This is a genomic window from Pseudomonas sputi (genome assembly GCF_021603585.1).
GTDB lineage: Bacteria > Pseudomonadota > Gammaproteobacteria > Pseudomonadales > Pseudomonadaceae > Aquipseudomonas > Aquipseudomonas sputi.
This window is the reverse complement of sequence record NZ_BQHI01000035.1, coordinates 1-15,145: the sequence shown is the minus strand read 5'-3', so window position 1 is coordinate 15,145 and position 15,145 is coordinate 1. Positions and strand designations below refer to the sequence as shown.

The 15,145-nt window shown below is 56.2% G+C and carries 6 protein-coding genes; all 6 read right to left on the bottom strand.

The features are described 5' to 3' along the window. Nucleotides 1–23 precede the first annotated feature (23 nt). Complete coding sequence (locus L6D81_RS26895; RefSeq protein ID WP_236182627.1) at nucleotides 24–983, bottom strand: hypothetical protein; 960 nt, start codon at nucleotides 981–983, stop codon at nucleotides 24–26. Nucleotides 984–1,059: 76 nt separating this feature from the next. Next, nucleotides 1,060–1,926, bottom strand: a complete 867-nt coding sequence (locus tag L6D81_RS26890; protein WP_236182626.1) for a hypothetical protein — start codon at nucleotides 1,924–1,926, stop codon at nucleotides 1,060–1,062. Nucleotides 1,927–2,008: 82 nt separating this feature from the next. Continuing rightward, complete coding sequence (locus L6D81_RS26885) at nucleotides 2,009–5,722, bottom strand: Ig-like domain-containing protein (RefSeq protein WP_236182625.1); 3,714 nt, start codon at nucleotides 5,720–5,722, stop codon at nucleotides 2,009–2,011. After that, on the bottom strand, nucleotides 5,719–9,804 hold the full coding sequence (locus tag L6D81_RS26880) for a Tc toxin subunit A-related protein (protein WP_236182624.1): 4,086 nt from the start codon (nucleotides 9,802–9,804) through the stop codon (nucleotides 5,719–5,721). The genes L6D81_RS26885 and L6D81_RS26880 overlap by 4 nt, the downstream gene beginning before the upstream one ends. A 45-nt stretch (nucleotides 9,805–9,849) precedes the next feature. Beyond that, nucleotides 9,850–13,479, bottom strand: a complete 3,630-nt coding sequence (locus tag L6D81_RS26875) for a Tc toxin subunit A (protein WP_236182623.1) — start codon at nucleotides 13,477–13,479, stop codon at nucleotides 9,850–9,852. Nucleotides 13,480–13,598: 119 nt separating this feature from the next. Then, nucleotides 13,599–15,145, bottom strand: a 1,547-nt coding sequence (locus tag L6D81_RS26870) for a hypothetical protein (RefSeq protein WP_236182622.1), incomplete at its 5' end; no start/stop codon positions are given.

The following is a 15,145-nucleotide window of genomic DNA, read 5'->3' as shown; positions in this document are numbered from 1 at the left end:
GGAAATGCCTGAATGGTACCTGCTTACGAAACGCTCACTTGCACCGAGCCCACCTCGGTATTGCTCTGGTTATACACGTAAGCCCAGATTGTTGTCGTTCCGGTGGTTGTAGCGACCCAGTTCGCTTCAGCCCTGCCTGATTCATTCGTGTAGCTCGTTTGGAACTCAACATCATCGACCTCCCAATGAACTGTTCTCCCCTCCAAAGGTTGCTGGGTAAGCACATTTCGAACCGTCGCTGTAATGTTTGAAGACTCTCCGACACGCAGTGAAAGCGGAAAGGCAGACACCCCGTAAACTCTTGCGGGCTGCAACGCCTGAACCACAATTTTCTGAGTCTTTGAATCGGGAGTGCCGCTTGGCGAAGTAACAACCAGTTCATGCTCGCCAACCTCTGTTACCACGAATGTGAATGACGCCTGGCCGTTCTCATCCGTAACAGCCTCAGGCAAGGGCTGTTCCGCGTAGGTGCAATCAAGTGCAACTCCCGAAACAGGTAGACCGCTCGGAGAAGCCAGTACCAGGGCCTGAGCATTAACTTCATATCCGCTATAAGTGACGGGACGATCGCACTTCAGGGAATCGACAACCACGCTTTCAACCTGTCCCGGGATAGAAGGCGAATCTGGCATGCCGCTATAAAGAGGCATTGAAAAGTAAATATGAAACGGACCTGGATGGGCCTGCTCCGTTGAAATCTTCCAGGTCACACTGCTGAAATTGCTCGGATCCCGCACCAGTTTCACCAGTTGTGTCTCTGGAGGTGAGAACTCGATTCCACTTGAACCGATACCCGATACACAGTGCAAAGCAATGGGGGATTCGGGATCGTCCTCAAGGTGGCTTTCATCATATTCCAAGGTCAGCGTGTAACATTTACCCGCTATCAGGTTTAATACCAGATCATCCCATCTGTATCGCACACCACCAAAATGCGGCCTGAAGTTTGCACGCCAGGTTGAAGACAGTGAATATCTGGACATTCGTCATGCGCCTGTTTAATAAATAGCCGTTAAGTTATCGGGCCTGGTAATCATGCCCACCTTAAAATCCTATCCTTCATTCAGCATCTACAACCAAAAACGATGATGAGGCGCTACTTTCTGTCTGGGCATACATATGAACCGATATCGTTCCCGATCCGCTGTGAACAGGTGTGAACGCCATGTAGACGTTTCCCCAATGATCCGAATAACTCTTGTCGATCACTTCTCCATCTACTGCCAGAACAACTTGTACGCCTTCTATTCTCGACATTGAAAACCGATCCTGAGCTACAAGGCCTACTCTAATGGTTTCCCCAGGATGTAGGCTTTTTGGTTCGAATGACGCTCCATAAAACGTGGCATCCGGCATCGGCAGCCCCGTAACTTCCAGCGCCTTTGAATCGAGATTTCCAGAAGGCTGAGCCACTGCCAAAGTATGCTCGCCCAACTCGACAGTGAAGGCATTTAACGCCTTGCCATCAGTTCCCGAAGTAGAGTCTGGTAAAGGCTTCTCTGCATAACTCCATTTAAGCGTGACCCCTGACACAGGTTGACCGCTGGGGGAGGCCAACATCAAGGCCTGAGCATCGATTTCGTATCCAACATAAGCCTCAGCTCGATCGCAACTAAGCGAATCGATAAACACCTTCGTAATTTCCCCCGGAACCAGCGGTGAAGGCGGCATCCCAGAATATAAAGGCATCTCAAAATGCAGCTCAAACGGTGAACCGGATGTCTTGTGGGCACTAATATGCCAAGTCAGCTCAATAAGCCCCTCCGCCATCTCGACCAGTTGTCCAAAGGGTGGATCACACACCAGCCCCAACGACTCTGCATCCGGCTCACAACACAACTTCAAGAAGCCTTCCGGATCACCAATCAAATAACTGTATTCAAACTCCAGCGTCAGATCGATGGACCCTCCAGCAATCAGAGTCAAGTGCAGATCTGACCATCTCACTCTTACACTGTTAAGTTCTGGTCTAAAGTTCTGAAACCAGGTCTGGGAGTTAATAGTTTGACTAGACATTTGGTATCACCCTGAATTCAAGATATTCGACTTCCCAACCAGCACACCCGCCCGTTACATAGGCCTCTAGAAGCGAGCGATTCATGTTTGGCAGTCTGAAGCTCACCGTCGCCTTGCCCTCGACATCCGTCTTCGATGGTTGAAGGACAAGATCCCGAAATCCCCAATGAACATCGACGTCATGCTGGGGCAGGCCAGTGAGCGCTGACACCACCTGGACTTCTGCTGACACCCTCGTTCCCACAGGGCCCGACGTAACCGGACTGGTGAGCGACGCAATCGACCGTGGTTCCAACAATTGATATGGGAGGCTGACCGACCGCGAAAGCGCCTCTGATCCCACAGAGGCCTTCACCGCTGACGTACCTGTAATTGTCGGTACGAACCGTAACCGCGCATTCCCGTAGTAGTCGGTGACCCCGGTTACGGTCTGATCGTTTTCTACCAACCAATTGACCTCCACACCGGCCATCGCCTTGCCACTTACGGACGACAGAACCTTCACCTGTCCAATGAACGGCTCCCCCCAATAAAGGATCGGGTCGGCACGACTGACGACACTGATAGTCGAGACCTGCTCACCCGCCCCGACCGACATCGGCATCGCTGGCGACAAACGAGCCAGTCGCTCCGCCCCCAGCCGCAGGATGCAACTGCCGTCCTTCAAATCACCGACGCTGAACGAGTAACGCAACTCACCCGCAAAGCGCTGTGGCAATCCAAGTACATTGGTCGGCTGGAATGTCAAGCCGAGGTCGCCAGGCCCGGTTCCGGACAAGCCCAGTCTTAAGGTTTGACCGAACAAAGGGCTGTCATCGGCCGCCATGATCAAGAGTTCATGATTGCCTTTACGGCGCGGAAAGTAGGTTTTCGATCCTGCAAGATGAGGGACGCTGCCATCGAAGCTGACACGCAGTGTTTCCCATGGATCACTCCCCAACGCCTTGGCTGTTGTCGAGTACGACGCCCTGTAGCCGTCGTAACGGCTGACGACCTGTGCGCTGACCTGATGATCGCCTTCTGTCTTGGGGTCAAAACCGAAAGCACTTCGACCATCTACATCGGTTTTGACTTCCGTGAAGCGCCCCTCGGCTTCCCATGTCACCGGCACGTCGGGCACGGGCTGCCCGGTGTAATAGGAAACCAACCGAGCCCGGATCCACGCCTTGTCCAGCCCGACGACCGGGTCTATCGCCGGAGCACGCAGTGACTGCAACGTGAGCCGGTTATTGTCCAGCATCATTGTCGTTTCGGGAGCAACTGTATCGAGCTGAGGCAATGCCACTGTCAGAGCAAACTGCCCAGGCATTCGACTGTCAGTACAATCCAGCGTCCAAATTGCCCCCCCTGCGTTCAGCACCTGAGACTGACCCGATGGAGGCTGCAGCGTCGCTCCCAACTGTTCGCCTGGTGTCCCCGACCACGTCAACGATACGTGCAGGCCAACCAGTGGACTGAGTGCTTCAGGTACAACGTTGAGGGTATGGAGGGCCCCCTGGCAGGGATACAATCCTTGACCATCGAGCGGTGCGAGAACCTGATCGAGCAGCAGACTCAACTCTTGCGGCAGATCCGGGGACATCAACCGACCGGGCAGCTCCAAAACAATGGGCTCGCCCGCCACACGCAGTTCCAGTTCAAAAGGACTGCTACGACTGGAAGAAGCCTGCGAAGACAACGGCCATTCCACACCTGCTGTCGTCAATGTTTTCGGAACACCCACATCACCGAGCGTCAGACCAATCTGCGGATCTGCATTGCGCCAGTGCGCGCTGACGGTTTTGCCAATCCACGTGCTGCCGGCCGCTGGCAGGACTTTCAATGTGTGGGGCTCCCCACGGCAACAGATCACACCCAGTGACTGGCGATCAACCTCCTCGCCATCGAGCAGAATTCTGGCCTGCGTGTTCCAGGGGCTACTCGCAATCGCCTTCACGTAAAAGGCTCGCTCAATCGGCACGGCGTCCGGATGAGCCTTTATGCGGGCCGTGACGAGATGATCTCCGGCACTGTCGGGCTGGCATCTGAAACTGGCCCAGCCCCCATTTCCCGTAATGGTGTGAGTACGGGTCCCGACGGGGTATTCAACGTCGACCAGTGCACCGCGGACGGCTTCGCCTGTGCCGCTTGCAACATGATGCAAGACCTGCAGCCAGATCCACGCTCCGTCTCGGTTCTCCACAATGCAAGTCCGGTCGGCTTCACGCACATCACCCAGCACGACCTCGTTGCGGGCCAGCTTCATGGTTTTTTCAGGCGACGACTTGAGCAGCTTCGAACAACTCAACCTCAGGCGGAATGTGCCATCCAGGACATCCGCGCTTCTCAGCTCCCAAAGCAATGCCCGAGCAGCCGGCACCGGAAGCGGCAAGTCAAGCGCCGGTGAAACCTCGACACCCAACTGTCCAGGCGAATCACCTTCCCAGTGAAGCTTTACCTCTGTTCCAACAAAAACCTCTGAAAACCTTACCAACAGCGGATACGTCGCCCCCCGATTGGGCCACCCGGTCTTCTGCTCCCAAGGTGTTGCCTGGTCAGCGACCACCGCCAGGACATCCGGCCACGGAGACGTCGCCAGGACCGTTACCGAGAACGCCTGAGTCACAACACCCTCAGCGTAATAAAGACTGGCGACAGAGGCCGTGAGAATAAACGTTCCCGCAGCGACCGGTATGAAGTCGAAATAGCTCCAGCCATTGGCATCAGTGACCGTACTTGTCCCGGTGACGTGCCCGTCCACCGCCCAGGTGACAGTCAGCCCTTCAAGCGTCTGACTGGTGTAGAACGATCCCACCTGCACGCCTGCCTGGACCGATTCGCTCTCATCAAGTACGGGAAAGCAGGAAGGCGCCTTCACGTCGAGAAAGTCTAACCGGTGATGTCCCAGGGACGCACCGATCTTGCACGGCGAGGCGTTGTACCGGTTCCACACCGTGATCGTCAGCGGGTGTGGCGCCGAAAGATCGAGTACCGGGCAACTGAGCTTCCAGCGCTGGTCCAGCGGATGGTCAATGTGCCAGTCAGGCTGGGCGACAATCGCTCCCTGCGGATTGTCCTCGATTGTCAGGGAAGCCTGAGTGCCCAACCAGATATTGCCGGGCACGATGTCGAATCCAACCTGGTGCTCAGCCCCCAGGCAAACATACAGAGGCTGGCTCGGCGTGTACGTTTGCTCATCGAGCAACAAGGCTTGCAATGCCAACGGTGCCAGCTGCAACTGGATTTCGATACGGGTGAAGTACAGCAGATGATCGTAATCGGCCGGTCCACTCGACGCGCTTATGAACGTGATAGTCAGATCAGAAGGCCCTGTAAAAGCCGCCTCAAGCGGGACAACGTATTCCACCGGATCAAAACTCTGCGGATCCGCGCCCGTGCGCGAGGGGCCGGGAGGAATCTCGATTTCCAGCAGCAGCTCATCCTCCTTGTGAATATGTACCCGCCCCGTTGCGGGATGGCGTGATTCAGCTAAAAACTTCACGACGTAGGTGGCGTCCGGGCCGGTACTCACGGGTGCTGTGACGCGCTGGCGGATCGATGCCGAATTACCGATCGTCACCGCTTTGATCGGGAAGCCGTTCATGTTCAGCCCCACGACACGAACCCAGGGGGAGTTTGCCGGGAGAATTGTCCAACCCGTCAGGACTTTGCTGAAGTCACCATTGCTCACCAGACTTTGATTGGCCCGAACACTCTGGTTAATCATGATTGTCCGCTCCCTTGCGCCTTGTGAGTTTTTTCGGGTGCCTCGGCGAGCGTCACCAGATCCACGACTTGACGCGTGAAGGTCGGGTCACCGGGCTTGGCGGTATAACAAATCTCCAGAATGATGTCCGTCAGCGAGCTCAGCATCGCCGCTTGCGGTTGCTTAAGCGGCCAGGGGAACTTCAACTGCCAACAGGACACCGCCCCGGAGTTTTCGAACGGATTGAGCAAACCTTCGTCGGGCTTCTGCGCGGTCAAACCGCTGTCCGATACTCCGCTCGACAGGACAATCGACTGCCCGGCGAGCAAGTTGAACTGTATGTCGGATGGAGCCACGCCCTTCCGATCGCCGTGCAGGTAAGCCACCGACTGCCCGGTGGGTTTCGTCGCGATCACACTGCCGATCTGGGTCAGAGTTGCGCGCACATCCTCAAAAGGCCCTTTCACTACGGGCAGATGAACTGTGACCGTGCTGATCTGCCGACAGTAGTGCCCCGGATGATCCTGATCAAACAACAACTGGGTGAGGCAAAATTCCAGCGATCCTGTTGCCATCAGTTGCGCCAATGCCTCTAACCAGCTGTAAAGGCCGGACTGAGGTTTGACTGTGTCATCGAACAATTTGCGCAACGAGATGGTCTTGCGCAATTCCAGCCGCCGCTCATAGCGATGGATATAGTTGTGCTCCATTCGTAGCAGCCAGAGTCGCAGATGCTCACCCGATGTCTGACCATGGCGCCTATCCAGCCAGACTTGAGGGAGGCTGTCTGGCGAATCAAACTCGCCGAGCTCGACATTCAATGAACTCCAGGCACTGAAACACAGACTGCGAACCGCATCGTACGCCTGATACTGCAGAGCTTTGAGCTGGCCCACCATCCACCTGTAGAGTTCGGAATGGGTGGCGCGTTTTTTGAGGAAATCAAACATCGCCTGCGCCTGAGTGCTGGCCAGTACGGCTTGTTCCAGACCGGTCTGTGCTGCCACCTGGGCCTGCGACTGCGCATTGATCTGTGCATTGATGGCACTGACTTCAGCCAGAGCCTGATCGCGCTGGATACCCCAATCATGACGCCGGCGACGGTAGGCCTCGGTCGTCGCTTGTTTTTCGGCGTCCATGTGCAGTATCTCGCTGGCCACGCTCAATCCGAATACGAGCGCATCGGTAATCTTCTCGGCACGGTGCCCGCCATTGGCCATACCGAAAATGTTGGGCATCGAAGCCAAAACCGCGCCAGCAGGCATTAACAAGGACGCTATGGACTTGGTGATCTGGGACGCCAGGATCTTGTCCATGACTTGGTATTCCGCCGACGACACATCCTCCTCAAAGAGTTTCGCGAATGCATCCGCCCGCTGCTGTGCCATGGCCTTGCTCTGCTCCAGCGCAAAGACTTGCATACCTAATTGCTCGACAGTCTGCTCCTGCATCGTGCGCGCGAGGCGTCCCAATTCCAGCAGATCGCTTTGCTGCCTTTCTTCCTGCTCGGCCCGGTCTGCGCTGCCTTGCAGGTTCAACACCTTATCGCTGATGTCCGTGAGCAACTGCAACGCACGCACCGCCGTCTCGTGCGCCACCTTCCAGCGAAACCGGATGATATTAAGGGTCCCCCCCAACATTCTTGGCGCTCCGCTGTTTCCTGCAGCCAGTGCGCTCAGCAAGTCGCTCGGGTTGGTGCGCGGACTGAACAGCGGTATTTGCAGCGGTGTACCGTCGATGTTGCGATTGTTACGCAAGTTATCCAGACGCTCTTCAGGCAGGTGAAACAGTCTCAGCAACTGCTCATTGATAGGGATCAGGAACGATTTTGAGCCAAGCAATCCGAGATGGAGACGGTCATCGGTGCCGCCGGGAAAATCCCCAGGTTTGAACTCAAATGACTTCTCGAACGCTTCAAGTCCGGGTCGCGAACCATTTTCGGCCAGAAGATCGCCAAGCCTCATCGCTTGCCAGCGGTTCACAGCGCGAACCGTGGGCGCTTTCCCCATCAGCGACAGGGCACGGGCGTAGCACAGTTTGGCTGCAACCAGACTGTCGCGGGTCAACTGGCGATAGTAGCGATCCCCCATTGCCATCAGGGTTTTGACGTGCTCACAGAACACCAGAATCTGGTAATGCCTGGGCTTGGCATAGCAAATGGCATCGGGGTCGAGAGAGTTCCTTGCCTCAAAACCCGGATTGCCTGACCCCACCAATGGCCGACAACGCCAATACGCCTGCCGGCGATTGTTCAGGGATGACACGTCCGGATCGGCCGGCGCCGCCGGATCAAACAGATAAGCGAGCCAGTCCAGTGCTTCCTGAAAACGGTCCTCATCGCGCAGACGAGTCGCGATCAGATGCGGCACATGGAAAAACAGCTCCCAGAAATTGACGCCATTGGCGCTATCGAACGCACCGTTGGGTTCGTGGAAGGAAGGCTCTGTGGAGGGCGGCGGGTCGTCCAGAAACTGGGTGAACCAGTCCAGTAAATCATCAATGGAAATCGTGGCGAGTTGTGCCAGCTCTGGACCATACAGCGTGTTGAGCCGGATGAAACCCACTTTGAAGTCCGGCTGGTTGAGCGCAAGAAACTGAGCGGCATTCTCGCTGTTTTTATGCAGGGTCGGGACAGGAAATACCGTCAGGTTCGTGACCCGAACCTCGAATTTCCTTTTGCCCTTGGCCACACTGCCAAAAGTGAAAACGACAGGCTGCGGCCAAGCTCCCTGAGGCCGGGTAAACGTCAGTGGGCCAGTGCTCCAGCCACCGGCCAGTGGATATTTGCCGACAAGCTCGAAGGGGTTGTCTTCAGCGGCCGGATCCTGCATTGCCAGTGTCAGTTCGACTTCGCTGCCCGACAGACCTGTCCCCCTGCAATATCCCTGAACGACCAGCACATCTGCATTGCCCACACGAAAGGCCGTGGCATGCAGCCCCAGGGAAGCCGTCAAATCACCTTGGTTGAGATCAAAGGCAACCACGTGCGGCTGATTCATCAACGGATGCTGAACCATGTCGGCGCTCTTGAAGCGATTTTTCGCCGCTTCCTCCAGCCAGGCACCGTTGTCATGAGGCACAGGACGCAAAAATACATCACGGACAAGATACTCCCTGAGAGCATCGCTACCCGTTTTGTCGTTGGTCAGCAGCACCCCCAGTTTGCCCTTGGGGTTTGTGTAGTCGGCCCAGACCGTTGCAATCAACCGAACGCCGACTGGAGAAGTGCCCTGCTTATAATTGCGGGAAAACAAAAGCGTCGGGGCCGACCACTGATCGTCCTGACGCTTGAATGCCAGAAAAATATCGAGCTTTTCCGGAAGAGGATCCACCTCTCGCTCCATCCCCTCGCGCCAGACGGCCCACAGGATGCACAGTTGGCCATTCCAGATGACCGGACGCAGATCCAGCACATTCACGTCCGGGGGAATGTCCACATTTTTCCATTCATCCCAGTCGGCGGGGTTCATGGCGACGTCTTCCTCGACCAGTACGACGTCAGCCTTGCGCCAGAAATACTGGCGCGGATCACTTCGTGTGCGACCGATGAAATAATAATTCGCCTTCTGTGGCGAAAGACCGGACATGAAGGCGCTGAACACATCCAGATTACAGACTTTCATGAACGCCTCAAGATAGGCCTGAAGCGCGGTTCGCACACTCTCGTTCGTCAATCGCGCCTGGTTCAGGTCGTTCTCAAGGTTGCGAAACAGGCTGGTCTTGCGAATCCGTACGGAGGGAGTGACGTAGTTTTCCGGGTAAATCCCAAGTTCCTGAATCCCTGCCCAGTCCGGATAGTTTCCGGAGATACGCCATTGCTCGAGATGCGCCTCGTCAAAGAGGCAGCCCAGAAAGCCAGGCTCCTGCCCCGCATACACCGAAGCGATATATTGCTGCACGCAACTGACCGCTTCGGCAAGCGGAGAACTTTGCACCTCGTAGCCCTCATTCGGGTCCAGACGCATGAGCTCCATCAGGTCTTGCGCCGTTCGTACAAACTGATATTTCTTGACGCCATCCGAGCGGATCTGTCCGATGACGAAAGCCATCAATGCATTGCGATGTTTTTCCTGCAGCCCGCCAATATTGTTGATCGATGCCATGATCCTTGCTCCTGTGCCTGAATCGAGACTGAACGTTCATCTCGCTTATGTGGCGGGCTCAAAAGTGATGGGGCCGAAGACAGTGCTTGTGTCATTGGAATGGTTGCGGACCTCGATCGTCCAGGTTCCGCCTTCAGGCGCGCTGACAAACACTGTTGTCTGACCTTGTTGGTCAGTGAGGGTCTGGGTGTACGGACGGATGACTAACGACTTGCTCTCACTCCCTTCATCAGGAATGGCAAACCACTCCACCAGCCGGTTCAGCCCGAGGTTGCCGTATTTATCGGTCATCGCGGAATACAGCTGCACTTCCTCGCCATTCGGCACAGGACCCAGTGGATCTCTGGACGTCAACGGACCGCGAAACGCCAGTGTTGCAGCGTCGGAGCCAACATGAATTGACTGGGCAACGACCGGTTTTATCAGATCCAGCCAAAAACTCGGCGTATCGATGCCCTGCTTGCTGCCGGGAATAAATTCAGCCTTGACCACACCGTTGATATCAGTCGTTTTCGTGGCAATGGTGCCCAGGGTGGCCTTCCAGAACACCCTGACGCCCTTCAACGGCGCGCCATTTGTATCCGTCAGTGTCACCGTGTAGGTGGCTTTCGAGTCTGGCTTGTTGGCCACGACTTCGGTGGTGTCCACATTGCAAGTCATGTTGACCAGTTGCTCGACTTCACCGGCAAGCTGCAATTGAGGCACCTGCGCCTCGGTCTGACTCAGCAATACGCCTTCGGCAGCGGCGGCGTAGGCGTCCTTGTCAATATCTTCCGTCAACATACCTACCTGGAAAATCATCTGCGCATTCATGCCAGTGTGTTTCGCCAGGGTGCGGATACGCATCAAAAGATCCAGTTGCCGCAGGTCTTTCAGAAGCTTGAGATCTGACCCCGAATGGTTGAGGCACTCACGTATATCCTCAACACTCCATCTGAAAAAATTGGCCAGGATGAGGTAGCACGCCTCCCGGGCGAGCCTCAGCGAGTCACCACTAATATCAGGCTCAAGACTGTTGACGGTTCGCAGGTAGTCGAGCAACACCTTGGGTGCCTGATCACTCATCTCGAACGCACGGATGAGCGTGGCCAGGTAATAAAGCGTACTCATGCTGAACTCGTACTTGTTGTCCTGGCCCAACCAGGCCGTGTGGCCGTAATCCAGAAAATCACGCAGCACCTGCGCACTTAGCCCGAGCTTTGTCACCACAGAACCAAGGCGCTGCACATTCGCCAGGATTGTGAGCAAGGGATCAGGCTCAGTGGCGCGAGCCCGTCGAACATCTTGCGGGGTATTGCCGAGGCGTTCGTAAATCTTGCTCAACAGCTCATGGACCGAGACGTCGGCCCACGACAAAACCAACAGCGCCAGCTCGGCATCAAGCTCCGTGAACACGGCCAGCGCCTCCCGGACTACCGAAACCTGGGCGTCCCGAGCCTGCAACAGAACAACCAGCATTTTTTCGACAATGACCGCTCGCGCCTGGTCATCCATGGCCGGAAGGCCATCCTTCACAGCATTACCGAGATGAAAGCGGGCGATTTCCAGATACTCGTCCTCAGCGACAGAGAGGTGCTTGATCAAGCCATCGCCATCGGCCAGTACCGTCAAGTGATTCAGCCAATTGCCATCCAGCGCAGACGGCACTCCCGCACTCCGGAATCCGGTATCGTTCAACGAAGCTGCCGTCAGAAAACTGCTTACCTTCTCGATCAACTGCAATTCTGGTTCGGAAGCTGTGCCACCGGGCTGCGACTTCGTCAGCGCCTGCACCACCCACCCCACCTGCAGCTTCCGTTCCTTGCACCAGCTGGTGCAGGAGTGCACGGCATAGATGAGGTTCAAGGCGTCGGGTACGTCGGCCTCTTGCGGATTGATGACGGGCAACCCGGCCAGGCCGTCGAGCCACTTTTCGCCACCCAGCAACGTCAACATCAATACAAGTTCGGCCGGGGTGATGCTCACAAGACGTGCGAGCTTCACCAGTCTGTAAAAAGCGGAAATGACCGCCAAGTCACGGCGAAGGTTGTCACCCAGGTTTTGCGCCCTGGCAATGACGAGTGCCAGGTAGACATAGGTCATCAAATCAATCTGAAGAGCGCTGCACAGCTGGTTGACAGTCAGGTTGGTGCTGCCTGTTGCAGGGATGACCGGAAAGCTCTCGCCATCGAGCACGAATGGCTGGCCATAATCTCCACCAGGATTGAAGACCTGATCAAACAGTGAAAGCTCGTTTTCGACCCCGTAAACCGTCATGAAATGCAGCATGGCTGCAAAGTCCAGCGCCGTGCATCCATAGCGTTCGCGCATTAACTGGAACAGGCCCAGTGCCTGCACGACGTGCTCGGTGATCCAATACTTCTCCAGCTCTGCACCGCCGCGAACTTCTGCATTGATGGCGGCATCCAGTAGCACATCGGTCTCATAACTGCGCAAGCCCAACCAATCGTCGAGGCGTACCTTGCGATTGAGCCGATCCAGGCGATCGAGGCCCTCTGGCTTGTCAACATCCAGCGTCATTGTCTGACGCAAGGAATCACCTTCAGTGATGCTGACCGGAGGCGAGGTGGCAGCATTGACGTAGACCGCCCCGAAATGCTCGCTTTCTGCTGCAATTGGCTGCGCAGTATCGAACTTCACATTGGGTGAACGCACCGGAGCACGGGTGCGAATTGCCAGCAGAGACTCGAGACCTACAGAGGTGAGACGTACCTGCTGACCGAAGAAGGCGACTTCAATAAGATTTCCATACTTATCGGCATTATCGGTGCCGTAATTGTCATTGTAGAAATCTTCCCGCTTATCGAACGATTGAGGCAGCTCGGTCAACAGCGTTCGCTGGTAAGGCCCCATTCGTGATGCATGGGTCAAGGCACGAGCGGCATTGACAGACGTGGCTCCGGGTTTCAGAAAGTATGGAAAATGGAAATCCACCATATGGACAAAATTACCCACTGACATCCCCAGGTGGTGGGCAATCGTATCCAGGGTGACCCAATGCTTGTAATAGGGCAGGTTAATGGGATACCGCGCCTGAATCATGGCCTCCACCAGTTCTGTTTGCGGTCCATGTCTGGTGATGAACGCTTCCAGAACCCGATTGATGATTTCGACCGCAGGAACCGACCCGTGAACCGCGTTGTTGTCGATCATCAGCTGTTTCAGATCGACGCGCCGTTCATGCAAGAGGTATTCCGCCGGTATGTCGCCAACAGGTTCGATTCGCCCGCTGATCCACTGCATCAGTGCGACCAGATAGGCAACCGGTGACCACAGGCTTTCCAGGGCATCGGGGGGGCACAAACTACCGAAGTCGGTTCTGAACAATCTCTCGTAACTGGGCCCGTCAACCATTGACCGCGTACTGCCGGAGGAATCTTTCTTTTTTGGCGTTCGCGCGGTGCTCTTGTGCACATCGCCGGTGAGAATGGCTTCGATGTACTGACGCTTGATATAGATGCCCATGCTGTTGGCCGCGCGCGTAAACGCCTTGGCGTCCTCGGCGGTCATCCCGTATCGCTTCACCAGCCCGGACTCCCCCATATCGACCAGAGGGAAAATCGATCCACCTTCGTTCAGATAGGTGTGCAGGCCAGGGTACTTTTTATGACGCGTGGTTGTAGGGAACACCCGATCATAAATTTGCTCGGCAGGGCTTTTCTGGATTTTGGCCATAATGAATTTCCTTTCGGCAAAAGCAGCCCCGATGGCCCGATTTTCTTGTTCTGGCCATTCGTTTGATTGATTCGATTTAGCCCCCGTCGCCGGCAGCCGTCTACTGTCAGAAATGACAGTCATCCAGACCGTTTGTCGGACTTTTCGAGTGGGTGCCGATTTGCCGATTCGTCGTCGACCTCGAACCGATGGCTCGTTACCGAATCGGAAATCGTCGCACCGCCTGCATCGTCAGTGATGGACTGTCGAATCACGCACCACTGGCCGCCGGGCGTCAGGGACTTGGTAGCAGTACCGGCCCAGACGCCGTCGAGGACGGAGATAGACAACCACGTGAGGTCAGGATTGAACCAGCTGCAAACCTGCATGGCGCCAGCACGACCTCGTCCGTCGAAAGCAACGGGATTCTCAACAGGCTGCCCCTCCGAGGGGCGATCAACCGCGGGCTCGAATGTCCCCAGATCCAATGACCGACCGGCAGTGGGGTCGGACGCAAAACCATCGCATGTGGCTGTCGCCTTCATCTGATAGTTTTGAGCGGAGTACGTTGCCTGTATGCGGGCTGACCACGTGAGTTCCTTCCCTACAACGGCTTCCGCTATCTTGCCTGCTCCGTTGTCGGTCTCTATCCAGACGCTGACAACATCCCCGTCCTGCTCCCCGAACCCTGAAGCGTGCGAGCCATTGCCAACAGGCTCGCCATTCGCAGGTGACTCCCAAATGGGAGGGGCTGGAACAACAACGTAATCCACCCGCTGACTGTCTTTGGAGATATGGCCTTCGAAATGCTGTCGAGCCCGAAGGGTTTTCGCCCCGACCTTCGCCTGCATGACCTTGTCTTTCCAGAAACCCTTCGAATCCGCCATGGTATCGAGTACAGGCTCAGAGTCCCCATTCTGGAAAACCTCGATCCGCGCGTTCGGCATGCTCTTGCCTTCCATCATCGCGGTACGGGTGAGCCTGCCGCCGCTCGTTGGCGTCGTGATTTCCGGTGGCATCACCACCACCGTCACTGGGTGCTGTTCGCTGTAATCCGATTCGCGACCGTCGATCTCCTGCACGGCCCGAATGACCAGAGGGCCGTATGGCAAACCCTTCAGCAACATGCTCCAGACACCATCAGCCGGCAGCACTTTCGAGCCCAGCTCACGGCCAGACACATAATCGTAAACAGTCAAAGTGGCGCCCTTCATGCCACCCGTGCCTCCCACCTCCATGTCGCGGCCGACATCAGTGTCTTTCGGCGGCTCGGTAATGACCGGGGCAACCATCGGCCTGGGGAGCTGGAAAGTGACCGTTTCCTCAGGTGAAGATTGCTGAGCGGCGATCTGGATGGCAGTGATCGTATGGGGAATCTCGGCGGCAAACGGATCAGGGCGCTGGTACGACCAGGTATTGCCTGAAACGACGGCCGGAAACCGGGTGGTGCCGCTGTCGCTGAAGAGCAGTTCGACCACGGCATTCAACCAGCAGGTGCCCGAGAAAACCGGCAACAGGTCGTCTGTCGACACCGGATGAACGACCGGTTTGTGCGGTGCAATGGTGACGCTGTACGCAACCCAGTCCGACGTCTGCTGCGCCAGTTTCTGAATGATCTGAATTTCTCGCTGGTACGTCGGCCCCCACTCCACGTTGACTTTGCTGGCCCATTGGCCATTGAGGCCCA

What these genes read in the sequence shown, in the direction of transcription:
- L6D81_RS26895 (WP_236182627.1), bottom strand. Translation starts at nt 983, where the DNA reads ATGTCCAGATATTCACTGTCTTCAACCTGGCGTGCAAACTTCAGGCCG.
- L6D81_RS26880 (WP_236182624.1), bottom strand. Translation starts at nt 9,804, where the DNA reads ATGGCATCGATCAACAATATTGGCGGGCTGCAGGAAAAACATCGCAAT.
- L6D81_RS26885 (WP_236182625.1), bottom strand. Translation starts at nt 5,722, where the DNA reads ATGATTAACCAGAGTGTTCGGGCCAATCAAAGTCTGGTGAGCAATGGT.
- L6D81_RS26875 (WP_236182623.1), bottom strand. Translation starts at nt 13,479, where the DNA reads ATGGCCAAAATCCAGAAAAGCCCTGCCGAGCAAATTTATGATCGGGTG.